The organism is Lysinibacillus sp. OL1 (assembly GCF_004332175.1).
Taxonomy (GTDB): Bacteria; Bacillota; Bacilli; order Bacillales_A; family Planococcaceae; genus Lysinibacillus; species Lysinibacillus capsici.
Map to the genome: position 1 here is coordinate 761,965 of NZ_SJDS01000001.1, position 21,929 is coordinate 783,893.

Consider the following 21,929-nt stretch of genomic DNA (forward strand, 5'->3'; position numbering starts at 1 on the left):
AAATAAGGGGTTTTTTCAAATGAAGTTCAAAACAATCAGTAGACGCATTGTTTTTTCCTTTAGCATTGTGATTGCAATCATGATAGGATACATTGTTTACAATTACTTTGCCATCAAGCAAAGCAATGATGCGACAGAGCAAATTGTACAGCAAGAATTACAACTATTAATTATCGATTACGAGCAGGCACAGTCCATTGATTTAAGAATAGCGGCAGCTAGAGGCTATGTGCTTTCTGGGAGAGAAAAGTATAAAGAGATATTTCAGGATAATGTTGCAAAGGAACTAAGCAATGAAGAAAAGCGATCAGCATTATCTTCCTCACGCGAATTCGGACAATTTGCGAAGATGTCTAAGGAATGGAACCGTTATATTGAGCAAGAGGTATTTGCGGTATATGACCAGGGGAACACCAATCAGGCTACTCAAAACCTCACAAAAATGGATAACACAGCTACGACCATTCGTGAAGGCTACGAAGGTTTAGCAGCGCAACGAAAGCTAGCCATTAATGAGGTAGGGAAAGACAGCATTGCCGCTGGAGAGCAGAAACAGCGAATCGCCATTATCGTAGGTATTGTGATTATTCTTCTAGCAGTGATAATTGAGCTATTAAGTGCTCGTGGTATTTCAAGACCAATCGTGACGTTAACCAAGCGTATGCAACAAATGACTAATGGTGATTTAAGTGAGCCGCCTTTGAAGGTTCAATCGAAGGATGAAGTAGGGCAACTGATGGAAGCGACCAATACGATGTCAGATATTTTAAATCGTCTATTAAAGCACATTCAAACGGTGTCCAATGATGTAGCGGCACATAGTGAGGAGCTTCTTCAGTCAACTTCAGAGGTCAAAACTGGGACAGAGCAAATTGTTCATACGGTTACGGAAATGGCAAGTGGGACAGAATTACAGGCAGATCATGCCTCTGATGTCGCTTCCGTCATGAATGATTTTACTAGCAAAGTCACTACGGTTCATCACGGCAGTAAAGATGTTCAACAGTATTCGCAGAATGTAAAGGCTTTAACACAAGAAGGTAGAAGCTTAATGACCACTTCCACCAAACAAATGGAAGCCATCCAGCATACAGTGAAGGACGCGGTGAATCAGGTAAATGGCTTAAGTAAGCAAACACAGGAGATTTCTAAGCTTGTAGCGGTCATTCAAACGATTGCTGCCCAAACTAATTTACTCGCATTGAATGCAGCGATTGAAGCAGCCCGAGCTGGGGAACAGGGGAAAGGCTTTGCCGTGGTGGCTGACGAGGTTCGGACATTAGCTGAACAGGTCGCCCTCTCCGTTGATGATATTACAGCGATTGTCAGAAAAATTCAGGATGATTCCGATACAGTAACCTCCTCGCTAGAGCAAGGCTATGAGGAAGTCGAAAAGGGCACAACACAAATGGCTGCAACCAATACGACATTCTATCGAATTGCGGATGCTATTGAGGCCATTGCGACAGGCATAGAAGGTATGTCAGTGGAGCTAGCAGAGGTTGTTCACAATACTGTCACGATTAATAAAGCAGTCGATGAAATTGCTGCGGTCTCCGAACAGTCAGCGGCGGGTATTCAGGAAACATCGGCTACCATTGAGCAAACTGCAAGCTCCATGGCGGAAATTAAACATAGTGCCGAGCATTTAGCAGAAATGGCTGAACAACTAAACGCCCTGATTCGTCAATTTAAGCTATAGTAATTAGCTGTGGATTTCAAACTTCCCTCACATTTCATCTGTATACTAAAGCATTGGAAGGTGGAATCATTTTGAGAAAATATTTACTTTTATTATTGATGAGTACTTTATTCATGGCACCCGTTGCCTACGCCCATACGATGGATAAAAGTACACTATTCACGGATGTCCCTGAAACAGCCGCCAATATTCAGGACATTATGGTACTACACAGTATTGGGCTTCTTGGGTACAATGGCAAGGATATGGCCTTAAACCCAACAGACAATCTTTCACGCAAGGACTTTGCAGGCTGGGTAGGTGGCTTTTTCAGCCTTGAGGGAGCAACAGTGGATGAGCTAGCACAAGCAGCTCAAAAAGAGGATTACGTGTCTTCGCTAGAGGGAGATATTACGTACAAGGAAATAAATACAGCACTTTTTCATCATAAACTTGAGCTAGCCAATCCTGATGCAACCATGACGAAAGAAGAGTACATTGCATTCTTAACAAAGCACCTAACATTTGATATGGACGGACATACGCTTATTCAAATGGGCGGCTTTGCAGAAGGACCAACGGGTACGATTGAAGACGTTGTCACAGGTGACCAAACAAGAATCATCATCGACGGTAAAACATACATGCTGTCAGGACACCCTCGCATCTTTGCCGATTCAACAGATGCCAAAAGCTGGGTAGGGCAACAGCTAGAACGTTCTATTTTTACAACAGCAGCGGATCACCATCATGATCATGACGGTGGGCAAGAGGAAAGCCACGGGGATCATGCAGAAGGCCACGGCGACAGCCACGAGCATGAAGCATCCGCCTCCAATGAAGCAACACTACAATATGTGCAAATTAGCACTGCACAAGTGGTAAAAGAGGATGCCAAAGAAATGGAGTCTTCGAACGCTACACCAAGAGAAGAGCAACAAGCAGCCGCAGCAGATGACACAGCATCCAACTCAAACACAGTTTGGATGATCGCTATCCTAGCAGCACTAGCCGCTATTTTTGTTATTGTATTTGTGAAACGCAAGAAATAATGTAAATGAAAAAAACCAGCAATGACCGAGGGAATTCGGTTGTTGTTGGTTTTTTCATTTTTCCCCACTTTCATTAAACCGTCAAACATTCCAAATAAACACCTGCATATTCCAGCAATTTTACACAAAATTGAATAAGCACAAGCATGTTCGGTATATAAATAGGGTACGAACATTTTTTGGTTAGGAGTGTGTAAATGGCTGTACTTGTGGTGAAGAGGAGCATAATGCATCGTTATCAAAGTATCGGGCAGGCGATTGAAGAGGCGGCGCCTGGGGATATGATTGAAATTCGGGATGGGATTTATGAGGAAAGCTTGGATATTGCCAAGCGGCTGACGTTGTATGGGGTTGGCAATGTGACCATCAAAGGTGGCGTTTTTATTCGCTATCAAACACCTGTTGCGATGCGTAATTTACGGTTCCGGCAAGGGCAGGGGCTATATGTGAAAGGCGATTTACAGCTAGAGAATTGTGTCATTGAGGAGCAATTGATTCGAACGCAGATGATGGTGAGCTATGGTAGTTTGCTGATGAAAAATTGTGCAGTGCTTGCTACGCCACTGAATCATTTTGGTTTGCGTGTGGCGAATGGCTCCAGTGTTATTCTAGTCGACACGACATTTGAGCATCATAGGAAGGCACAGATTATTGCTCAAAACTGTGAGCTGACCTTGACGAATTGTATGCTGTTGGAAGGGAAGAAGCATGGTGTTTTTGCGATTCGCCATGTCAAGCTGACAATGGAGGACTGTGAAATTCATGGGCATGACAAGGCACAAGTAATGGCTGCGTCGAGTGAGATGACGATGACCAATTGTTTAGTGCACCAAGGGCAAGGGGTGGGCATTCAATTGTTTGATAGCACGACTTTCAGGATGGATGGCTGTGAAATAAAAGAGCATCTTGATACGAATATGGTGGTTCATCGCAGTGATCTAATGGTATCTGATTCTATTTTTTCAGATGGTCAAAGTCATGGGTTGTATCTTGGAGAAAAAACCGAAGCTAAGTTCTATGATTGTCAAGTTTCTCGGCATGTCAAGGCGCAGGTGTTGATTGAAAATAGCAAGGTGGAATTTCATACATGTCATGTTCGCAATGGTATGGCTGTCGGACTTACCATTGTGGATGAAGCAAATGTTTCGATGAACCAATGTAAAATTCAAAACCATCAGCAATTTCATATTATTGTTGATGCTAGTGGATTAAAGCTACAGCAATCGATTATTCAATTTGGGCAATCAGGTGGTGTTTATGGTAATGAACATGCCAAAATCATGATGCATCATACAACGATACGAGAGCTGCAAAGCCACCATATCTATATCAACAATGCCCGATTATTTACACAATATTGCACGTTTGAACAAATGGAAGGAAACGGAATCACTTGCATTGATGCAATTTTTGAGATAGCTAATAGCTATTTTAAAGATGGTCAAGAAAGCTCGTATGCCATGATTTGGTCAGATCAATCAATGGGGCGTATTGAAAATTGTAGGGTGGATAAGGCGGCTAGACCATTTTTAGCGCTGTCCAATAAATCATTATTGGAAATGCGTCATACAGATATAGCTGCGGTAAAGGCTCCAGCGGTGGTCCAGGAAAACAGCCAATTATTTGTACAAGGACATGTGCAGTCAGCAACATGGCAGAAGGATGCAGCATCAAAGGTTTCGCAAATGGAGGACATGAAATTAGAAATAATGAAACATGATATTAAAAAAATAATATAAAAGCCGATTATACAAATAAGACAAGTAGTTTCAATTTTGAAATTACTTTTTTTGTGGATTCGCGTATTGATATTTCATATATGTGAAAAATGGGTAAAGGAATACGTTTGGGTTGTTAATTAAATTTAAATTGTGAAAAAAACTATAATTCGACAAAATGCAAGAATATTTTTATAATGGTATAGATGTCTTGTTGCAATTACTGCAATATTTTGAAATATTCCACAGGAAAACTTATACAATCTTTGTATAAGTTATAACCAACATAATAAAAGTTTTTACTGAATGTAAAATAAATATTAAATAAATGTGGATAATAGATTGATTATTTTCTATGTTTAAACCTATAATTAGTAAAAATGGTTCATGCAATAAGATAAATTTTCGTTAATTATGAAATGGGAGTAATGATTTTACAATAATAAATAGAGAGAGTATTGGGGTGATATGAGTATGTTTGGGCTGACAAAAGAAGAAATTATGTTAATGCTAGAGGAGATGGAATTAGCAGAGAAGCACAAGAATGTGATTGCTGATATCTTACATCTAAATAATATGCGAATCGAACAACAACTCGCATTAATGATCCATTTAATCATAGATGAGCGCGAACGAAATATTTCCAACAATACATATCTAAACTAAAAAAATGTCGAAAAATCACAGGTGCTATGTTTGCAACGCCTGTGATTTTTTTGTCAGCCATTTTTATAATTTTTTTGTGAAGCAAATGATGCGATTAGCTTCTGTAAAACCGAGCTGAAGATGAACCCTTAGGCTTTCGTCATTGTCCCATTCACAGTCACTGGCAAACTCTAGACAGCCCCTATGCTTTGCCCATTGCTCACATTTCTCCACAAGCAGTCTTGCATAGCCCTGCTGGCGATATTCCTCTCTCACAAAAAGGCCTTCTAAATAGCCGACTGGACTCGAGTCAGTCCCTTCTACATAGTCTGTTCTTAACTGGCATTGGGCAAATCCAACTGCTTCGTCATCGTCATAGACAAGGAAAATAGCTGCGTTTTCTTCCTTTAGCAGCTGTGTCATCTTTTCGGTAAATTCCTCTCGTGTATGATTGGGCCAGAGCAGTAAGGCTAATGAGGCTGCAGCATGAGCGTCCTTCTGGTTTGCTTGTTGAATCATAAAATCTTCCTCCTTTGTAAAAAATGAAACAATTTGTTTTGAAGTACGTACAAACTAGTAAGCGTTTTTATTTTAAAGCTCTAATTCTATTTTAACAATCTTACTTGAGGGGGGGAATCCAATCATGTCACTCTTACAAACGTTAATTGAACAAGCGAAAAAGCCAAATGGATGGATTGGCTCAACGATGCTACAAATTATGAATTTTGCCCATCGTGGTATGAATGCATGGTTCATCAGGCAAGGAGCTATCAATGACGGTGATCGTGTGTTAGACATAGGTTGTGGTGGTGGGAAAACGCTCCAAATTTTATCCAAATTAAATCCAAATGGTATAATATATGGGATAGATTTTTCCACACAGGCAGTGAAGGAATCAATCAAATTGAATAAAGCAAATGTTGCCAGGGGTAGCGTCATTGTGAAAGAGGCAAGTGTTTCAAGCATTCCATACGATGATCAGTTTTTTGATGCGATTACAGCCTTTCAAACACACTATTTTTGGCCATCCTTGGAGCAGGATGTAGAGGAAGTATGGCGGGTTCTGAAAAACGGTGGGAAATTTATTATCATAGCAGAGCTCTACAAAATGAACTATCATATGAAAGCCTATCAAACACCTGAGGCAACGAAGCAATTATTAGAACGTATCGGTTTTCAAACCGTGTATGTCACCGAAAAATCAAGTAAAGGATGGCTTTGCATTACAGCTATTAAGTAAAGGATACATAAAATGGAGGGTATAAAAATGAAAAGATGTGATTGGGTCAAGCTAGATGAACCTTTGTATGTGGAATACCATGACAAGGAGTGGGGTGTACCTGTCTATGATGACCAGCATTTATTCGAGATGCTTTGCTTGGAGGGGGCACAGGCTGGCTTGAGCTGGTGGACGATTCTCCAAAAGCGTGAAGGCTATCGTGAGGCATTTGATCAATTCGATGTGGAAAAAATTATCCATTATACAGCAGACAAGCTAGAGGAATTGCAGCAAGACACACGGATTGTACGCAATAAATTAAAAATAGCTAGCGTGGTGACAAATGCTAAAGCATATCTCCAAATACAGGAAAAGCATGGCTCATTCTCAGATTATATTTGGGGCTTTGTAGATCACAAACCAGTTTTGAATGAGTGGGCATCCATCAAAGAGGTGCCTGTGACGACAGAAATTAGTGATCGTATGAGCAAGCAATTGAAGAAAGATGGCTTTAAATTTATCGGTAGTACAATTTGTTATTCCTTTATGCAGGCAGTAGGCATGGTAAACGACCATACAACAGATTGCTGCTGTCGACAAAAGGAGCTAGCGGATGGCAATTGAACATATTCGGGCTCAACTAGCCACGCAGGCCACGATTTTTCAAACGGGTGGTATTCGACCTACACATGATTTATTGGAAAGCTGGATTGGCTATGTGGGCTGGTCCTTACCAGAAGAGCAGCCACCATCTGGCTATCAGCCGCTCGCTACGTTTTTTCTAAAAGGTCTACCCTATGTACCGATGGCATTACAGCCTTTTCACTTAGTCACAGTCTTTGTCGATGAACGTCTATTAGATCATCTCATGGAGGATGATCTTAGTTCTTATTTTAATATTAGAACGTACACCTCTTTGGAAGGCTTAGTAAAGCGCGAATGGCAGCATGAACAAATTCGCGCGTTTCCACTCCTACCACAGCATATCACGAACGACTATCCAACATGGGATGGGGGCGGTATTCCTGCTCAATTGGAGGAAGAGATTTTGACGTTGGAGCATGAAGAGCAGCTCGACTATTTTGAGGATATTGTTGAAGACCTCTATCCACTCCATAAAATTGGTGGCTATCCAAGCTTTTGTCAAAGTGGCGTTGATTTCGGTGACGATGCGCCATTTGTCCTCCAAATTGCCTCCGATGCAAAAGCGCGTTTGAACATCGTGGATCATGGTAATTTTTATTTTTTCTACAATCCAACCATCCAGACTTGGCACGTCTATTGTGATTTCTACTAAAGGGATGGCGGCTTGTCTCTTTCATGAATTGTCATCATGATGAACTGGTAAATCAGATATAAGCCAAGGTACGCCCCTGTAATTAGAAAGACAGGGTTTAAGAACACAGCATGGATCGTTGTCATAAAGACTACATCCTCAAGAATAATGTTCGTTATAGCTGTAGCGGCAATCGTGCTAAACAGAATCGCAGCAAGGACACCTAGTATGTTGAAAAGAAGGCGAAAGCTAGCCCATTTGTGCTGAAGATATGCCATAAGGCTGGGGATGCCAATCGTGGCAGTCAGCATGAAAATTGTCATAACATCACATCCTTTCTTTCAGATTGCCCTTGTTCGTTCCTGCATAAACATAGAAAACGATAGGAGGGAAACCGATTGCGATGGCAAGAAGGAGAGTTAAAAAGCACTAGGAAGGTGAAAAAAGTGGAGCATAAAACGATGGTCAAAAATGGCATTGGCTTTGGTTCGGTTTTAGCGATTACGATCTCCTGGAGTGTGCATCACTCCATCATTTGGGCAATCATTCATGGCTGTTTTAGCTGGCTGTATGTTATTTACTACGCCATCATGCGCTAAGCTTGTAGGTCAGCCTATCAACTAAGATGTTGTTTGAATAAAAATAACATTGGGTACATAAAAACAAAGCGTTCATAATTTTTAATGAGCAAGCATAAATAACAAAGTGCTCTTTTCCAAAGTACCAATTGTATGAACGTAGAAGAAAGGTTGATAGAATGACACATCAAGTAACGGCTTTAAGTAATGTTAATGGTAATGCTACAGGCGTGGAAGGTATATTACAAAATGTAGCATTTATTTTATCGACGTTTACGATTCCTTGTCCGCTCCGCGAATATGTGACAAGGTCTGATATTCGTAAACCCTTCCAGCGTATGAAGAAAATAAACACAAAACGCCTTATAGAATGTATCCAACGTTTTGAGCCACGAGCTGTCGTAGTAGATGTTGATTATCTTGGCGATGTGAATAGAGGGAAATTAGAGCCCATTGTCAAAGTCATTGTCAATGAATAGCTGAAAAAATATGAATTCTGCCAGGTATGGTTTCACGAACCTGGCAGAAGATTAAATGTGCTTATAGTGGTAGGATTATGGTATATGAATTGTTGTCAAGTAGGATAATGGAACAGTTACGCGTTTCTAATGGCAATAATTTGCTGGCAATCAATGATAAGTGGTGTTGGTGCTGCTGCCTCTATCTCTAAGAATGTAGCACAGCAAGTTTTAGGATCTAAGCTGATAAAGGAAATTCCTGCAAAGCTACCGCCACCTGCTAAAATAACATCTACCAAAGTACCAGGAGATAAGCATCTTAATAGATGACAAATACAGCCTTTACACTTGTGATCTTTGGAATAATCCTTCTCGTAGTAGTACTCTTCCTCCTCTTTTTTGCAAGAGCAAGAATCCTCCTTATGTTCCCATTTACAATGGTCATCCTTTTCATGACACTTACATCGCTGGTGCTTCTGTTCCCATTTGCAATGCTCATGCTTGTGTTTGCATTTGCATCCTTCTTGTTTGTGTTCACATTTTTTTTCTAAATGACAATAGCATTTTACATATTGTTCACAGCACTTTTCTTTTTTATGATTCCAATTCATATATTGACTATATCTACTATCCTGCATCTTTTAATCTCCCTTTTTGTTAGTTTTTTAGTAATGGTAGCGCTAACCTTTACATTTCTAATCTATGAAGCCACAAACAAAACTTCTTGGTAATTTGCCCTTTGTACAAAAAGAAAATTATTTTTTAATAATTAAAGAGAGAAATAGCTATACATAGCTGTGAGAATAATAACAATTTCAGGGAAAAAGATTGCTAGACTTCCGCCTGTAAATTTCATGGAGAAATGGAGCGAGTGTATGAAAAATGTCCTGCAAATCTTCTTTTTATTCATGTGCTTACTGGTTGTGGTGTCATTGTGGATGGTACAAAGGGAGCCTTCAATTATAACCCCGAGCCCTGAAAGAGCGACTATCTATGCAGAGGAGCTTGGCGAAAAATTACAAGCTACGAATTTTACAAAACAAGTGTTACAGGCGATACGGTCGGCAGGCTACTCGCCTGATAGTACAGTTGGTTATCTAATAGACTCTCCAGCGCATCAAGTCATCACTATTCAATTACACGATGGGGAAGAAATTGATGTAAGTACAGAAAGTGAAATTCAATCGATTATCGATGAGCTAGCTGAAAAGAATAATATGCATCTATTTATGGTTGATGTTCAATTACTAGAGCGTGAATAGTAGAGGGGAGGCACTGTGATCTGTGCCTTTTTACATATATAGGGAATTGTAATATAATGATAAAAGAGGTGAGAGAAATGAAAATATTAATATTAGGCGCGAGTGGTCGTGTCGGCAGCCATCTGGTGGAACTAGCAATAAAGGATCAGCATGAGGTCACCCTATTAGTCCGAAATCCCGATAAATTACCGCACCATCATCAACAGCTGTGTGTAATGAAAGGGGATGTTTTAAACAAGCAGGATATCGAGCAGGCAATGCATCATGTGGATGTGGTGGTGAGTGCATTAAATACAGATGGAGGCACTACATTATCGGCTAGCTTACCATTGATTCTTGAAGCGATGACAAAGCAACAGGTGACAAGAATCATTACGATTGGAACAGCAGGGATTCTACAAAGTCGTGTAACGCCGACTCTTCTTCGTTACCAATCAACGGAATCGAAACGAAAATCGACCTTTGCTGCACAGGAGCACCAACGTGTATTCGAACAGCTACAGCAATCTGCAATGGATTGGACAATTGTTTGTCCTACCTATTTACCTGATGGGGCCTGGACAGGAAACTACCGCGTTGAACGCAACTTCTTGCCAGAGGGAGGTAGCGAAATTTCAGTAGCGGATACAGCAGATTTTGCCTACCAACAAATCTTTAGCAAGGATTTTTTGAGAACGCGCGTCGGACTTGCCTACTAGAAAAGGGGAGCTATGGTGAAATATATTCATGCCATCATCGGGATGACAATCATTGTCGTAGGATGTGCCTATCTCAGTACAACCATAGAAGAGGCACCTGTGAGAAATGTGCTGCTGAAAGTCTATGGAGTTATCATTGTTTTCATCGGGTCATTCTACCTCAAAAAAATTGCGAAATTTGGTAAGCAATAAGCACTTTTACATAAGGATAGTCTAAATGGACTTATGACTTTAACCTTTTTTTATCCTAAATCGTCCAAATGATAGCTATTTTAGTGAAAAAATATACTGTTATTTTCCTTTTTATAGAAGGTTTGCTATACTTTATGTCGAATATATCTATTGAAGAGGTGATTGTATGGACAAGGAGATATCAAATAACTATCAATATCCTAAACACCTAACAAGCCTTGATGGAATCGAAACGACAGAATTATATGTCATCAAGATAACAAAGGAACAAGTGGATAGGTTGATTGAGGATATCGATCAAACATTAAAGACGTCGACATGACGTCTTTTTTCATGCCAAAAAAGGCCACCTTCCAAGGAAAGTGACCTCAAAACAGGAGAGCTGTGGAAAGGCTAGATTTGCTTTACACTACTATTTGTATGTAAAAGTAATCTTGTTAGCTAGCCATTTGCCTGAAAGATAGATGAAATTTACTCGATTTTCTAGCAACTCAGTTCACTATCCATATATGTACTACCTCAGTTCTTCTGACATGAAAAGGAGTAATTCAAAGCCAAATAATCGCGGATGATAGTAGGCTGTCCGCCATTTTCAAGACATAGCTTACTGGCAATTTTAATTTCCTTCTGATTATAGTGAGATTGTGCTCCAATCAAAAATATGCCTGACAGTATCAATAATGTACCGATGCCCAACACATATTTTATAACCCTTTTCACTCATCTTACCTCCATTTCGATACGTTCACCCTACTGTCTAACATATGTTGAAGCATGAAAGCATTATGTTTAATTGACAATTTGTATACATTTGTATACAAATAGTTTAAATTAATGTATACAAATGTATACAAAAGGGGTGTTTTAGAAATGAGAGGATCTGGATTTAGAGAGCATATGAGAGAGGGACATCACCGTGGAGGACGCCACAGAGGCATGGAAGGTGCGCCACAGCGAGGAGCAAAAACGTTCCGACGCGGCAAAGCGATTTCATTTTTAGAGATGCTGCATGTGAAGCGAGCTACCATTAAACAGCAATTAGAACAGCCAGAATATCAATCGATTCAGCAAATTTTAGTCGGTGAATTAAAAGCCATCGATCTGGTTATCCAAGAATTTTGCCAGTTGTTTGATATTCAAGAAAATGAAACCAACGACAGTCTACAAGAGGAAGATAACGCACATGAAACAAATGAATAACTATATAGATGAGGTATTTTATCAGGACGATGCCCTATTAGAGGATGTCCTGTCCTCTATTGCCGAAAATGGTATGCCTGCTATTTCTGTCTCTCGATCATCAGGAAAGCTGTTGACGATGCTTGTATCGATTACTAGGTCAAAGGCTATTTTAGAAATTGGTGCTCTTGGCGGCTATAGTGGTATTTTCTGGCGAGAGGAATGGAAGGGAAAGGCAAACTGACATCCCTAGAGTTAGAGGATAAATATGCACAGCTAGCCGCCAAAAATCTTGACAAGGCAGGCTTTGCCGAGCAGGTAACGTATATGACAGGTCCTGCATTGGATAGCCTTGAAAAGCTTGTGGCAACGGGACAGTGTTTTGATTTTTTCTTCATTGATGCTGATAAGGATAACTATGAAAATTATTTAGCCTATTGCATACAGCTAGCAAGCCCTGGTGCATTCATTGTGACAGATAATGTCCTAGCAGGAGGCAGTGTAGCAGACCCTATGGCTACACCCAAGCGCTATACAGCCATCATGAAAAAGTTCAATGTCACAGTGGCTAATCATCCGCAGCTGGATTCGATTCTTTTACCCATTGGGGATGGTATGACGGTTTCAAAAGTTATAAAATAATGCATATCAGAAATTAACTATTAATGGTAAAATATTGTTAGCAAACGATAAGGGAGAGATGCTTTTGAAGCAAGCACTAGTGGTCATTGATGCACAGCAAGAATTAATCGAGGGAAATCAGGATGAACAAGCCGTCTATCGCAAGGATGAATTGCTTAAAACAATCAATGCCGTTATTCAAAAAGCTATTGAGGCAGGGGCACATATTATCTTTGTACGTGATCAGGATGTAGCGGGTGGAGAAGGGGAAGGCTTTCAAGTACATCAAGCGATCCAAGTACCTACTACCGCTGTTTATTTTGATAAACTGGCTACAAACGCTTTTTATAGGACGGGATTACTCGATTACTTACAGGCCAATGAGGTAGAGCATTTGGTGATGATGGGCTGCAAAACCGAGCATTGCGTGGATACAGCAGTTAGAGCAGCAACTATACAGGGCTTTGATGTCACTTTAGTGGGAGATGGCCATTCAACAAATGGTTCCGACTACTTATCACCAGAAGATACGGTTGCACACCATAATGACATCCTACATGGCCATTATAATGTGGATCATTTCTCACTTGTACGAAACGCCGACGAAGCATTATTTGAACCAACACATAATAGTTATCGCTAATTAAAAAATGACCAAGAATCTAGGCTCTTGGTCATTTTTACATATAGAAGTGATTGAGCAACCAACCTATAACAGTACTGAAGATACCAACTACTATCAAAACCAGCCCATGGGTTGGTGCTTGATAATCCTTTTTAAGTACAATTCCCATACAGATAGCCATGAGCCCACAAAAAGCTTGGAATAGGAGAAGAGCAGCTATCACATTGACCCAACCGATGATTAAAAGTAATCGCTTACTATTGCTTTCATGTACCATTTATTGTTCTCCTTCATCATTGCTATGTAAATAAAGTACCGTACCTAACACGCCTAGTAGTAGGGTTGAAAAAATAATAGACATAATCGCTTGATAGACAATGGCGGTTATAGCCAAAAACAGTAAAATAATCAGTATGAGGAGGCGCAGTAGGAATTTTGATTTTTACGAATGGCGAAAAAATCCTGTAGAATAATGAGTAAAAAGCTCACTCCAAATAGGAGAGCATATTCAAGAATGATTAGAGGATGCACATTCGATACACCCTCACCACGAAAGTATTTTAAAATAATTATAGGAATGAGTATGTATTTTAAATACTTGTACCACTGGAAAAGACGATCCATGTTGCTGCCTCCAGCTCAATAGACTGTTTTTACAAATATTGTAACGGAAATTATGAGGCGACACAAGAATCTTTTTTTTCATAGGGCCACTGTGCGAGCAGTGACCCTAAGTATCAAGTCAGGAGGTGTAAGGCTAAAATTAGCTTTACACTATTATATGTATGTGAAAGTAGCTTCAAAAGCTAGTTATCTGCCTGTTCAATAGATTATTTTTTGGAAGGCGACTAAATGGGGCACCAATTGTCGGATGGAAGGCTACTATTCCTGCTAAAGTAAAGATAAGGAAGGTGATAGAAGTGGATTCTTTAACAAGGTTGAATGAGGCGATTACGTATATCGAGGCCAATCTAACAGAGGAAATTGAAGTGCAAGAAGCTGCGAGATTAGCTTATTGCTCGGAATACCATTTTAAACGTATGTTTTCCTTTCTAGCAGGCATCTCGCTATCAGAGTATATTCGTCGTAGGCGTCTGACGCTTGCCGCACTGGAACTATCAGATTCATCTATGAGAATTCTCGATATCGCGATTCGTTATGGCTATCGCTCTGCAGATGCATTTACAAGAGCCTTTCAGCAAATGCATGGCATCACACCATCGGAGGCGAGGCAAAATGGTCAGCACCTAAAAGCGTTTCCACGAATGACCTTCCAACTTACCATACAAGGAGGTTGTGAAATGAATTACCGACTCGAACAAAAAGAAGCGTTTCACATCGTGGGTCTTATGAAAAGAGTACCTATCGTCTTTCAAGGAGAAAATCAAGCGATAACTGAAATGGCACGTGCATTAACAATGGAGGATATTGGGCACCTAAAAAAGCTGTCGAATGTAGAACCAACAGGAATCATCCAAGCCTCCACAAACTTTTCTGAGGACAGAATGGAGGAAAAGGGCGAGCTGGATCATTATATCGGCGTAGCCACAACCGAAACGTCTCACCATTTTTCACAGTTGGATGTACCCGCTTGTACGTGGGCTGTCTTTCAAGCGGTTGGACCATTCCCACAAACACTGCAGGAAACATGGGGGCGCATTTATGCGGAGTGGTTCCCATCATCTGGCTATGAACAGGTTGCTGGTCCAGAAATCGTGCACCATACAAGCACGAATTTTTCCTCACCAACCTTTACAAGTGAAATCTGGATACCACTTCAGAAAAAGAAGCCTCTTGCATAATGCGAGAGGCTTTTACTGTATTTTCGTTCCATTGGGCAGCTGCTGATCGGGCGTTAACAGGATTACATCTCCTTCCACAGGTACACCACCAATGACTAATACCTCTGACTTAAAACCCGCAACGCGACGTGGCGGGAAATTAACAATCGCCACTACTTGCTTCCCAATGATGACTTCGGGTGTATAACGCTTCGTAATTTGTGCGGAAGACTGTTTAATGCCCAATTCTTCACCAAAATCAATTTTCATTTTAATCGCAGGAACCCGAGCCTTTGGCAGTTCCTCAGCCTCTAATACCGTGCCGATTCGTATATCAAGTGCTATAAAATCTTCTATTGTCGCCATCACTGTACTCCTTAAGCTTTTATGACAATGTTAGCATTTAATAGAAAAAAATACAAAAAAGAAGAGCACATAGCGTGCCCTTCTCTCGTTAACGACGATGCTCTACCAGGTCAATCGCACCTAACACAATGTGTGCTAAGCCGAAGCCAAAAATCGTATTGGCCACCATTTTGTTAGAGCCATGTTTTTGCTTCATTGCATAGCCTGCCGCCGTAACAGCTGACCCGAGTATAGTGGGGATTAAACCTTCACGAATTCCATTCATAAATTGATCCCTCCGTCGTATGATTCGGCGTGAGTTTCACACCATACTTACTATGAACGTTTGGCGCGGATACTATACTAGGCATCAACCGTATCAATCATGAAAGCAGTGATCTCCGTTTGATCTGCATTTGTATAGGCCTTGCAAAAAAGAACCACAGCACTTTCTTCATCATCAAACCATAAATAGCGAATTTCTGTTGTAAAACAACTTTGGTCATTCATTTCATACACATCAATAGCTACGGAAGCTTCATCCAGCGGCCATGTTAAGATACCTTGCAAGGCGAAAACCTCCTGCAGAAATATAGCAGTATCCTCTGTTAATATCTTCTCCTGTTGAAGTTTCTCGTATCTATTATGTACTAAATCATCTAAGGTCATTTTTGTTAATGCTTCTATTTTGTCTTTCATTTGCATAGCCTCCCTCCTTATAGTTATTTTACTGGAAAAGGAAAAATTTTGTATAGGTAAATAGGGATTTATTGAAACGAAAAAGAGCGGTTAGCCGTATAATAAACGAAGGGGAGCTGAAAATGAAGTATATAGGCATTGGCACCATCTTGTCCATTCTAGGTGTTATATGCTCCATTCTCATATGGGGTACAGAGAAAGCCCATTTGCTTTCAGGGCTACTCGGTGGAATTTTCATCGTTTCTGCCATGTTATTGTCAGGAGCCATCGCAAGCGGAGATCGAATGCGCGCCAATTTCGCAACAGAAACCAATGAAGACAGAAACGAACGCAATCTTCTCATGAATAATGCGTTACTATTAGCCATACCAAACATTATCGTAGCAATCTTTGTGTATTATCTATGAAGCTAATAGCAGCAATCAATTTAGAATAAGTATTGTATTCAACACATTTAGCATTCAATCCACTGATTTGAATGAGCAACCCATTCTAAGCGATTCTATCGGTCAAAATGAGCAATGTACCCGTCAGATTAGACATTGTATCCGTTACATTTAGCATTCTATCCACCGATATGAATGAGCAATCCATTCTAAGTGTTTCAATCGGTCAAAATAAGAGTTGTATCCGTCAGATTAGACATTGTATCCGTCACATTTAGTATTCTATCCACCGATACGAATGAGCAATCCATTCTAAGTGATTCTATCCATCAAAATGAGCATTCTATCCACCACATTTTACAGGCTATCCACCAATCGTTACATATAAAAATCATAAAAAGTGTCACATCTACCCTAGGTGTGGCTTTTTTTGTTGCATTTAATAGAGAGGAGTACATTTGCAATAGAGAGGTGGTACTATGCAATTAACAGATGGTACACAGATATTTGACACGGACATCATTGATGAGGCTGCTAAAAAGAGGGAGCGTGATGAGCAGGAGCGGGAGATGCTCAACGCCTTTGCCCGCTATGCATACCTACGATATAAGCAAATACGAGACAAAGTAAATCCGCGGAAATGCAAATATATGTATATTCATCAGGTGCGTCAGCAGTTAGCATTACCGGCTAGACTACAACGTGTTTGCAAGCTGCTAACGATGACGGAAGAGGAAGTTCTCTACATTGTTGAATTTGTGCGGAAGTATTTGAAATACGTTAAATAAGCCTCATCTTCATAGATGGGGTTTTTTTACATAATTTCTAGGGAGAATTGTTTCTCAACAACCGCTCCATATAGTATGATGAACGTGTATAAAGGAGTGAGCGTAGTTGAGATTGATTAAATTTCTAGTGGTAATTGCTATATTTGTTGGTGTAGTGGGGTATGGTGTACTACATTTCGGCACAAAATTTGCCTCTGAAAAAATTGTAGATACCTTGTCGACAGAATTAGAAAATAGCGGACAAAAGGAAGAAATCAAAAATACCATTGAAAATGATCCACAATTAAAAGCCTATATGGAAGAGGCGAAAACGGTCGATAGCAGTACATTACCGTTTACGACTAAAGAAGAGGCAACGAAAGTCTTAATTCAAAAAGTGGGCATTACCGATTTGAACGACTTGCGTGTAAAATTGCAGGACGGCTCGATGACGCAGGAAGAAGCCCTGAAAATGGTGGAAGGCAAATTATCCGATGAAGAGATTGCAGCTTTAAAAGTCATTGTCTATAAAGAGCTTTACGAATAACAAACAGCAGAAGCAAACAATTGCTTCTGCTTTCATTTTCCATTACAGATCTTTGCTGATTGACGTAAATCTCGGACATGAATAAAAACATTATTCACCTTCTTGCTAAGAGGGGACGACGTTACAAATTTCATTCTTTCTACCATCTTTCGCTTGTTCTTAAAAGAGCATGCTTCATGGCATGTTCTTTTTTTATGTCCCATTTTTAAAAAATTTTCTTTATCTAGTTAGAAAGGACATTAGATGGAAAGAGGGATCGTCATGATTTATCGAGTAGCCAAAAAGGAGAATTATGTGGTTTTGGATAAAGCATTTTTAAAGGATGAGCAATTAAGCTGGAAAGCAAAGGGTCTGCTTGCCTATATGCTGTCTTTGCCAGATGATTGGTCATTTAGTCTTGCAGATTTAGCAATACGTAGTAAATGTGGGCGGGAAGCGACAGCCAAAATTTTGGACGAACTCATAGAGGCGGGCTATCTTCAAAAAGTACAGGAACGAGGAAAAGACGGCAAGTACGGTGGGGTAGAATTTTTCGTCTATGAAGCATCAAAACGTGCTGCTATACCGTCAACGGTCGTACCATCGACGGAAAAGCCCACACTACTAAATAATAATTTACTAAATAATCAATTACTAAAAGATAAAGATGATAAGGAGTCTACTAACACTGCCTACCACTTTTATGTGCAACAAGGCTTTGGCACACAAACAGCCTATATTGCTAGTAAAATTCGTCATTGGCTCACTATTTTTTCAGAGGACATGGTCATCTATGCGATGAAGCTAGCGGTGGTGCATAATGTTTTACGCTGGCGGTATGTCGAGAGCATCTTACAAAATTGGTGCAATCAGAACATAAAGAGTCTTGCAGATATTGCTATCGACCAGCAGCGTTTTCAAGCCCGCAAGCAGCAAGTGTCATCACATTCTAAAGCCAGAAGACGGAAAATCATTCCGCAGTGGTTTCAGCAGCGTGATCAGGAACAAGAATCTCGGCCAACAATTGATTTTGCAGCAGAACGACAAAAAATTTTAGCCCTCTTACGGAGTGAATAAATTCTCCGCATACCATATAGGCTTAATCGATGAAAAGTTATCATGATCCTGTAAAATCATGTGAATTCTTTCCAACGCATCATCAAAGGAGCGTGGGTCATAGTGACGAGTCCAAACAATGGTTGAAAAGACAGTCATGGCTGCATAGAGAGCATATAAACGCCAAAACATATCGTCTGGTGCAGATGAAAAATAGCCATCAATCTGGCCAATACAATAGGGGATACTTTGTCGTCTACTAAACAAGGCAAGATTATAAAAGTCATGATAAGGATCGCCCACATCATAGCCATTAAAATCTATCACCCCATTGTAAGTATGTCCTTTACAAATAATATGACCAAGATGAAAATCATCATGAAGCAGGGTGATGGGGCGTTGCTTTAATAGCGGTAAGTGCGTTTCAATAAAGCGCAATAGTTTAGCTTCTTGTGGAAGTTGATAGGCATCTTGTTGGTATGCCTTCAAATAGGTAGAAAACTTTTTGAGCTGTGTTGTCTCCCAATGAATTATTTGCGGAGGGCTCACTTGATGTATTTTTCTCAATTCTTTCCCCGCCGCAAGACCAAGGTGGAATTGCTCAGAGTCAGAAAGTTCCTGAATAATTTCATCTGCTGGTGTTTCTTCTAAAAAGCTAACGACCATTGCGGATACATTGGCTTCCTGAAACAAGGTATAGTTAACGGCTTTATGTGTTCTTACACCCTGCTTTGCTAACTCTTGGAGCAAGGAAAACTCTACTGCACGTTTGTCATGATGTGCTAGATCTGACAAGCGCACCAAATAGCGCGTTTCACCAACTGTTACCAGATACTTGCTATCAGGTGAATAGCCTTTGTTAATTTTCACTAGCTGTGTAAAGCCGTGTAAGCTTGGTAATTGACGAATAATCTCTACTGCCTGCACACTTTCTTTCCTCGCTTTCAATATTTTAGAAGAACTAAAATACTACAGAAAATAATACTTTGTCAATGCTTGGAAGCGAGAAAAGAGGTTATAAAATCATAATGAAAAAATAGTAAAAGAGCACAACTAACTAGAAAACACTTTTGTGCGCGCATTTACTAATAGTAAGTGGATGTCCTTGTGACATTCACACTTCATAGCTTCGAGGAAAGAGAGGTGAAACGATCGCAGTAGCCTTAAGCGCGAAAAGAAGCTAATAAGCCAAAAAAGGAACCTCTAATTATCTGTTGTTTACCCTAAAAAACCCAAAAGGAAGAAAAGAATAACATAGCATCAGTCGCTAAAAATAATAGGAAAGGACGGTGCAACATGAGTTATGTTATTGAAAAACAGATGATGTCAGGGCTACCGAATCAAGCGCTAACGGCAGTCAAATACGTTGTGGCGCATGAATCAGGTAATGGCAGCAATACAGGTCCAAATGCATTGGAAAACGAAATTGCCTATATGAATCGAAATAAAGCCAATGCCTTTGTTTCTCACTGGGTAGGCGGTGGTGGAAGAATCGTACAAGTAGCCCCAGTCAATCGCGTGCAATATGGCTGTGGACCAAAGGGAAATCCGTATAGCTATGCCCAGGTGGAATTGGCACGGACTGCTGATAAGGAACAATTTAAAAAGGACTATGCGGCTTATATTTGGCTGTTACGTAAGCTTGCGATAGAGGCAGGGATTCCCACTGTTTTAGATGGTAGCGGCAACGGCATTAAGTCACATCGATGGATTGCAGAAAATCTAGGAGGCACTACGCACAAAGATCCATTTGACTATTTAAAAAGTATGGGGATTACAGAAGCACAGTTCCAGCAAGATATTAAAAATGGGCTTGAGGAGGGATTAACAGTGTCACAATATAATGAGCTAAAACAAGAAATAGAAACGTTGAAAAGCTTACTAGCTGAAAAAGCTAGTTTACAAACAAGCAGAGAAGTGGGAGCAGCCCATAAAGAGGCTTGGGAGTGGGCTATTAGCGAAGGCATTATCCGAGGCGATGGAAGTAAGAACATGAATCCAGCAGGCGCCTTAACAAGAGAGCAAATGGCGACCATGCTGAAACGCTATTACGACAAATTTATAGCCAACTAATTGTGTAGGATAAAGCTCCTATGTCATCACGAGCTTTATCCTTTTTCATTGAATAAAGGTTTTTTCAAAATTTTGTCGAATGTAGTAGAAGAGAGGAGGGGTTTTGATGTTAACTAAAATAAGAAAAGTAAAATTTGAACAAGAAAGAAAAAATCCATTATACCAGGTGGTGATGGAATGTCCCGATGGTAAGCAACTCTATGTAAAATTTGATTATACGTATAAAACAAAAAATTTCTGGCCATTAGAAGTGAATTATAATAAAAAGAACTATGGTGCAAAGCTAGCATGGTATACAAATGAAGTCGAGAATATGACAGTGGCTTTATTTCTAGAAACGATTGCTGGTAAAATCAACAAGAAGTATGATTTTAACTTTAAGAAACAATAAAAAAAGCAGCACCTTGTAGGAGCATACTGCTTAAGACTTGTCCATTATTTAGTTGAGATATAAACAACAAGTGCTGCCTCATCAAATGTTACATTTGCGCCAAGTGCTTGACTGACAAAGCGTAAAGGCACCATTGTTGTACCTTGATATATTTCAGCAGGATGGCTGAGTGTGATTGTTGATGCAGAACCATTTGTATCAACATAAGCCGTTTTATTCCCCACACCAATCACAATTTTTTTACTGTCCTTTGTTGCCGTTACTTTTTTCGTTGCATTATCATAGCTAACCGATGCCCCAAGAGATTCAAAGATTGCCTTCATTGGCACTAAGGTTGTGCCATTTTTCATATAAGCGCTAGGCGTATAATTTTGCTTCACGTCATTTAAATAGACAGCAACCTTCGTTAATACAGGTGCTACCGTTGCTTTAGGGGCTGGCGTAGAATAACTTTGACCGCCTGAAGAAGACCCTGCATCATTGCCACCATTGCCATTATGATAATGATAGCCAGAACAAAGCCCTTTAGCCTTTGATTTGTCAGAACAGTTGTGACCGCCATTGCTATCTAAACGCCCTGGATGTGCGCTCGCAATAGAGGCTGTGGTGAAAAATAATGTAAGCATCGCCATCAACAAAACCAATTTCTTCATATAAATCCTCCAATTATCAAAATATGTAATTATTATACTATTGAAAAG

At 40.1% G+C, this 21,929-nt stretch carries 33 protein-coding genes and 1 pseudogene; 23 read left to right on the forward strand and 11 right to left on the reverse strand.

From position 1 onward, the window contains the following. The first annotated feature begins 19 nt into the window (after positions 1-19). The 4 genes from EW028_RS03885 to EW028_RS03900 all read left to right on the forward strand — a co-directional run bounded on the left by EW028_RS03885 (position 20) and on the right by EW028_RS03900 (position 5,117). The gene (locus EW028_RS03885; protein WP_131519947.1) at positions 20-1,702 is read left to right on the forward strand and encodes a methyl-accepting chemotaxis protein; all 1,683 of its coding nucleotides are present in this window, start codon (positions 20-22) and stop codon (positions 1,700-1,702) included. A 71-nt stretch (positions 1,703-1,773) separates the two neighbouring features. Further along, positions 1,774-2,733 carry a hypothetical protein gene (locus tag EW028_RS03890; RefSeq protein WP_131519948.1) on the forward strand — a complete coding sequence of 320 codons (960 nt, stop codon included), beginning with the start codon at positions 1,774-1,776 and terminating at the stop codon, positions 2,731-2,733. A 227-nt stretch (positions 2,734-2,960) separates the two neighbouring features. Then, positions 2,961-4,472, forward strand: a complete 1,512-nt coding sequence (locus tag EW028_RS03895; protein ID WP_227744846.1) for a right-handed parallel beta-helix repeat-containing protein — start codon at positions 2,961-2,963, stop codon at positions 4,470-4,472. 453 nt (positions 4,473-4,925) lie between these two features. Continuing rightward, entirely contained in the window at positions 4,926-5,117 is a 192-nt protein-coding gene (locus EW028_RS03900; RefSeq protein WP_048393895.1) for a hypothetical protein, read from the forward strand. 63 nt (positions 5,118-5,180) lie between these two features. Here the strand turns inward: EW028_RS03900 and aac(6') are convergent, their stop codons facing one another. Beyond that, positions 5,181-5,615 (reverse strand): aminoglycoside 6'-N-acetyltransferase, encoded by a 435-nt coding sequence (aac(6'), locus tag EW028_RS03905; RefSeq protein WP_131519950.1) that lies wholly within the window; start codon positions 5,613-5,615, stop codon positions 5,181-5,183. Between the two features lie 124 nt (positions 5,616-5,739). Here aac(6') and EW028_RS03910 point away from each other — a divergent pair, with 124 nt between their 5' ends. From EW028_RS03910 to EW028_RS03920, 3 genes are read left to right on the forward strand one after another with little or no spacing between them, the layout of a single operon-like run. Further along, complete coding sequence (locus EW028_RS03910; RefSeq protein WP_048393890.1) at positions 5,740-6,336, forward strand: class I SAM-dependent methyltransferase; 597 nt, start codon at positions 5,740-5,742, stop codon at positions 6,334-6,336. Positions 6,337-6,363: 27 nt separating this feature from the next. Next, positions 6,364-6,939 carry a DNA-3-methyladenine glycosylase I gene (locus EW028_RS03915; protein ID WP_131519951.1) on the forward strand — a complete coding sequence of 192 codons (576 nt, stop codon included), beginning with the start codon at positions 6,364-6,366 and terminating at the stop codon, positions 6,937-6,939. Continuing rightward, positions 6,929-7,612: a DUF1963 domain-containing protein gene (locus EW028_RS03920; protein ID WP_131519952.1), complete on the forward strand. Its 684-nt coding sequence runs from the start codon at positions 6,929-6,931 to the stop codon at positions 7,610-7,612. Before EW028_RS03915 ends, EW028_RS03920 begins: the two co-directional genes overlap by 11 nt. On the opposite strand, the gene EW028_RS03925 is transcribed toward EW028_RS03920, so the two are convergent. Then, positions 7,609-7,869: a transposase gene (locus EW028_RS03925; RefSeq protein WP_227744847.1), complete on the reverse strand. Its 261-nt coding sequence runs from the start codon at positions 7,867-7,869 to the stop codon at positions 7,609-7,611. The two genes, EW028_RS03920 and EW028_RS03925, sit on opposite strands and share 4 nt — an antisense overlap. 120 nt (positions 7,870-7,989) lie before the next feature. Here EW028_RS03925 and EW028_RS03930 point away from each other — a divergent pair, with 120 nt between their 5' ends. Then, complete coding sequence (locus tag EW028_RS03930; protein WP_131519954.1) at positions 7,990-8,190, forward strand: hypothetical protein; 201 nt, start codon at positions 7,990-7,992, stop codon at positions 8,188-8,190. A 158-nt stretch (positions 8,191-8,348) separates the two neighbouring features. After that, a complete protein-coding gene (locus EW028_RS03935) occupies positions 8,349-8,648 on the forward strand; it encodes a GPW/gp25 family protein (protein WP_048393880.1) in 300 nt (99 codons plus the stop codon). A 116-nt stretch (positions 8,649-8,764) separates the two neighbouring features. On the opposite strand, the gene EW028_RS25515 is transcribed toward EW028_RS03935, so the two are convergent. After that, entirely contained in the window at positions 8,765-8,926 is a 162-nt protein-coding gene (locus tag EW028_RS25515; protein ID WP_227744848.1) for a hypothetical protein, read from the reverse strand. 20 nt (positions 8,927-8,946) lie between these two features. Further along, complete coding sequence (locus EW028_RS25520; protein WP_227744849.1) at positions 8,947-9,126, reverse strand: hypothetical protein; 180 nt, start codon at positions 9,124-9,126, stop codon at positions 8,947-8,949. A gap of 355 nt (positions 9,127-9,481) precedes the next feature. On the opposite strand from EW028_RS25520, the gene EW028_RS03945 reads away from it, so the two are divergent. From EW028_RS03945 to EW028_RS25095, 4 genes are all read left to right on the forward strand, one after another. Further along, the gene (locus EW028_RS03945; RefSeq protein WP_227744850.1) at positions 9,482-9,889 is read left to right on the forward strand and encodes a hypothetical protein; all 408 of its coding nucleotides are present in this window, start codon (positions 9,482-9,484) and stop codon (positions 9,887-9,889) included. Positions 9,890-9,966: 77 nt separating this feature from the next. Then, entirely contained in the window at positions 9,967-10,587 is a 621-nt protein-coding gene (locus EW028_RS03950) for an NAD(P)-dependent oxidoreductase (RefSeq protein ID WP_131519957.1), read from the forward strand. Positions 10,588-10,599: 12 nt separating this feature from the next. After that, positions 10,600-10,779, forward strand: a complete 180-nt coding sequence (locus EW028_RS25090) for a hypothetical protein (protein WP_193767314.1) — start codon at positions 10,600-10,602, stop codon at positions 10,777-10,779. A 166-nt stretch (positions 10,780-10,945) separates the two neighbouring features. Beyond that, a complete protein-coding gene (locus EW028_RS25095) occupies positions 10,946-11,101 on the forward strand; it encodes a hypothetical protein (RefSeq protein ID WP_016993988.1) in 156 nt (51 codons plus the stop codon). A gap of 197 nt (positions 11,102-11,298) precedes the next feature. Here EW028_RS25095 and EW028_RS03955 read toward each other — a convergent pair whose 3' ends face one another. Further along, the gene (locus EW028_RS03955) at positions 11,299-11,499 is read right to left on the reverse strand and encodes a hypothetical protein (RefSeq protein ID WP_016993987.1); all 201 of its coding nucleotides are present in this window, start codon (positions 11,497-11,499) and stop codon (positions 11,299-11,301) included. 150 nt (positions 11,500-11,649) lie between these two features. Between EW028_RS03955 and EW028_RS03960 the strand changes: the two genes are divergently transcribed. From EW028_RS03960 to EW028_RS03970, 3 genes and pseudogenes are all read left to right on the forward strand, one after another. Continuing rightward, positions 11,650-11,979: a hypothetical protein gene (locus tag EW028_RS03960; RefSeq protein ID WP_131519958.1), complete on the forward strand. Its 330-nt coding sequence runs from the start codon at positions 11,650-11,652 to the stop codon at positions 11,977-11,979. Next, positions 11,963-12,600, forward strand: a pseudogene (locus tag EW028_RS03965) (O-methyltransferase). The gene EW028_RS03960 and the pseudogene EW028_RS03965 overlap by 17 nt, the downstream one beginning before the upstream one ends. A 64-nt stretch (positions 12,601-12,664) precedes the next feature. Further along, positions 12,665-13,222, forward strand: coding sequence for an isochorismatase family protein (locus tag EW028_RS03970; RefSeq protein WP_131519959.1), 558 nt, complete (start codon positions 12,665-12,667; stop codon positions 13,220-13,222). A gap of 37 nt (positions 13,223-13,259) precedes the next feature. Here the strand turns inward: EW028_RS03970 and EW028_RS03975 are convergent, their stop codons facing one another. Beyond that, entirely contained in the window at positions 13,260-13,481 is a 222-nt protein-coding gene (locus tag EW028_RS03975; RefSeq protein WP_131519960.1) for a hypothetical protein, read from the reverse strand. Between the two features lie 643 nt (positions 13,482-14,124). Between EW028_RS03975 and EW028_RS03980 the strand changes: the two genes are divergently transcribed. Then, positions 14,125-15,006 (forward strand): AraC family transcriptional regulator, encoded by an 882-nt coding sequence (locus EW028_RS03980; protein ID WP_131519961.1) that lies wholly within the window; start codon positions 14,125-14,127, stop codon positions 15,004-15,006. A 12-nt stretch (positions 15,007-15,018) separates the two neighbouring features. On the opposite strand, the gene csaA is transcribed toward EW028_RS03980, so the two are convergent. From csaA to EW028_RS03995, 3 genes are all read right to left on the reverse strand, one after another. After that, entirely contained in the window at positions 15,019-15,351 is a 333-nt protein-coding gene (gene csaA / locus EW028_RS03985; RefSeq protein ID WP_004228641.1) for a chaperone CsaA, read from the reverse strand. An 88-nt stretch (positions 15,352-15,439) separates the two neighbouring features. Continuing rightward, positions 15,440-15,616, reverse strand: a complete 177-nt coding sequence (locus EW028_RS03990) for a hypothetical protein (protein WP_004228639.1) — start codon at positions 15,614-15,616, stop codon at positions 15,440-15,442. 77 nt (positions 15,617-15,693) lie between these two features. Continuing rightward, positions 15,694-16,035 carry a DUF7668 domain-containing protein gene (locus tag EW028_RS03995; protein WP_131519962.1) on the reverse strand — a complete coding sequence of 114 codons (342 nt, stop codon included), beginning with the start codon at positions 16,033-16,035 and terminating at the stop codon, positions 15,694-15,696. A gap of 116 nt (positions 16,036-16,151) precedes the next feature. On the opposite strand from EW028_RS03995, the gene EW028_RS04000 reads away from it, so the two are divergent. From EW028_RS04000 to EW028_RS04015, 4 genes are all read left to right on the forward strand, one after another. Beyond that, complete coding sequence (locus tag EW028_RS04000) at positions 16,152-16,436, forward strand: DUF5316 domain-containing protein (RefSeq protein WP_048393866.1); 285 nt, start codon at positions 16,152-16,154, stop codon at positions 16,434-16,436. A 458-nt stretch (positions 16,437-16,894) separates the two neighbouring features. Continuing rightward, positions 16,895-17,203 carry a hypothetical protein gene (locus tag EW028_RS04005; protein WP_004228634.1) on the forward strand — a complete coding sequence of 103 codons (309 nt, stop codon included), beginning with the start codon at positions 16,895-16,897 and terminating at the stop codon, positions 17,201-17,203. 106 nt (positions 17,204-17,309) lie between these two features. After that, positions 17,310-17,729, forward strand: coding sequence for a hypothetical protein (locus EW028_RS04010; RefSeq protein WP_131519963.1), 420 nt, complete (start codon positions 17,310-17,312; stop codon positions 17,727-17,729). A gap of 261 nt (positions 17,730-17,990) precedes the next feature. Then, entirely contained in the window at positions 17,991-18,785 is a 795-nt protein-coding gene (locus tag EW028_RS04015; protein WP_131519964.1) for a DnaD domain protein, read from the forward strand. Here EW028_RS04015 and EW028_RS04020 read toward each other — a convergent pair. Beyond that, a complete protein-coding gene (locus tag EW028_RS04020; protein WP_131519965.1) occupies positions 18,771-19,691 on the reverse strand; it encodes a phosphotransferase family protein in 921 nt (306 codons plus the stop codon). The genes EW028_RS04015 and EW028_RS04020 overlap by 15 nt on opposite strands. Before the next feature lie 369 nt (positions 19,692-20,060). On the opposite strand from EW028_RS04020, the gene EW028_RS04025 reads away from it, so the two are divergent. Together EW028_RS04025 and EW028_RS04030 are read left to right on the forward strand one after the other, a co-directional pair. Further along, the gene (locus tag EW028_RS04025; protein WP_048393857.1) at positions 20,061-20,837 is read left to right on the forward strand and encodes an N-acetylmuramoyl-L-alanine amidase; all 777 of its coding nucleotides are present in this window, start codon (positions 20,061-20,063) and stop codon (positions 20,835-20,837) included. Positions 20,838-20,943: 106 nt separating this feature from the next. Further along, positions 20,944-21,228, forward strand: a complete 285-nt coding sequence (locus EW028_RS04030) for a hypothetical protein (protein WP_048393855.1) — start codon at positions 20,944-20,946, stop codon at positions 21,226-21,228. A gap of 44 nt (positions 21,229-21,272) precedes the next feature. Here EW028_RS04030 and EW028_RS04035 read toward each other — a convergent pair whose 3' ends face one another. Beyond that, entirely contained in the window at positions 21,273-21,881 is a 609-nt protein-coding gene (locus EW028_RS04035; protein WP_131519966.1) for a copper amine oxidase N-terminal domain-containing protein, read from the reverse strand. Positions 21,882-21,929 lie beyond the last annotated feature (48 nt).

Coding starts and splice junctions, on each gene's coding strand:
- EW028_RS03885 (WP_131519947.1), top strand. CDS start 20: ATGAAGTTCAAAACAATCAGTAGACGCATTGTTTTTTCCTTTAGCATT.
- EW028_RS03895 (WP_227744846.1), top strand. CDS start 2,961: ATGCATCGTTATCAAAGTATCGGGCAGGCGATTGAAGAGGCGGCGCCT.
- EW028_RS03900 (WP_048393895.1), top strand. CDS start 4,926: ATGTTTGGGCTGACAAAAGAAGAAATTATGTTAATGCTAGAGGAGATG.
- EW028_RS03910 (WP_048393890.1), top strand. CDS start 5,740: ATGTCACTCTTACAAACGTTAATTGAACAAGCGAAAAAGCCAAATGGA.
- EW028_RS03915 (WP_131519951.1), top strand. CDS start 6,364: ATGAAAAGATGTGATTGGGTCAAGCTAGATGAACCTTTGTATGTGGAA.
- EW028_RS03920 (WP_131519952.1), top strand. CDS start 6,929: ATGGCAATTGAACATATTCGGGCTCAACTAGCCACGCAGGCCACGATT.
- EW028_RS03925 (WP_227744847.1), bottom strand. CDS start 7,869: ATGGCATATCTTCAGCACAAATGGGCTAGCTTTCGCCTTCTTTTCAAC.
- EW028_RS03935 (WP_048393880.1), top strand. CDS start 8,349: ATGACACATCAAGTAACGGCTTTAAGTAATGTTAATGGTAATGCTACA.
- EW028_RS25520 (WP_227744849.1), bottom strand. CDS start 9,126: ATGAGCATTGCAAATGGGAACAGAAGCACCAGCGATGTAAGTGTCATG.
- EW028_RS03945 (WP_227744850.1), top strand. CDS start 9,482: ATGGAGAAATGGAGCGAGTGTATGAAAAATGTCCTGCAAATCTTCTTT.
- EW028_RS03950 (WP_131519957.1), top strand. CDS start 9,967: ATGAAAATATTAATATTAGGCGCGAGTGGTCGTGTCGGCAGCCATCTG.
- EW028_RS25090 (WP_193767314.1), top strand. CDS start 10,600: ATGGTGAAATATATTCATGCCATCATCGGGATGACAATCATTGTCGTA.
- EW028_RS25095 (WP_016993988.1), top strand. CDS start 10,946: ATGGACAAGGAGATATCAAATAACTATCAATATCCTAAACACCTAACA.
- EW028_RS03960 (WP_131519958.1), top strand. CDS start 11,650: ATGAGAGGATCTGGATTTAGAGAGCATATGAGAGAGGGACATCACCGT.
- EW028_RS03975 (WP_131519960.1), bottom strand. CDS start 13,481: ATGGTACATGAAAGCAATAGTAAGCGATTACTTTTAATCATCGGTTGG.
- csaA (WP_004228641.1), bottom strand. CDS start 15,351: ATGGCGACAATAGAAGATTTTATAGCACTTGATATACGAATCGGCACG.
- EW028_RS03990 (WP_004228639.1), bottom strand. CDS start 15,616: ATGAATGGAATTCGTGAAGGTTTAATCCCCACTATACTCGGGTCAGCT.
- EW028_RS03995 (WP_131519962.1), bottom strand. CDS start 16,035: ATGCAAATGAAAGACAAAATAGAAGCATTAACAAAAATGACCTTAGAT.
- EW028_RS04000 (WP_048393866.1), top strand. CDS start 16,152: ATGAAGTATATAGGCATTGGCACCATCTTGTCCATTCTAGGTGTTATA.
- EW028_RS04005 (WP_004228634.1), top strand. CDS start 16,895: ATGCAATTAACAGATGGTACACAGATATTTGACACGGACATCATTGAT.
- EW028_RS04015 (WP_131519964.1), top strand. CDS start 17,991: ATGATTTATCGAGTAGCCAAAAAGGAGAATTATGTGGTTTTGGATAAA.
- EW028_RS04025 (WP_048393857.1), top strand. CDS start 20,061: ATGAGTTATGTTATTGAAAAACAGATGATGTCAGGGCTACCGAATCAA.
- EW028_RS04030 (WP_048393855.1), top strand. CDS start 20,944: ATGTTAACTAAAATAAGAAAAGTAAAATTTGAACAAGAAAGAAAAAAT.
- EW028_RS04035 (WP_131519966.1), bottom strand. CDS start 21,881: ATGAAGAAATTGGTTTTGTTGATGGCGATGCTTACATTATTTTTCACC.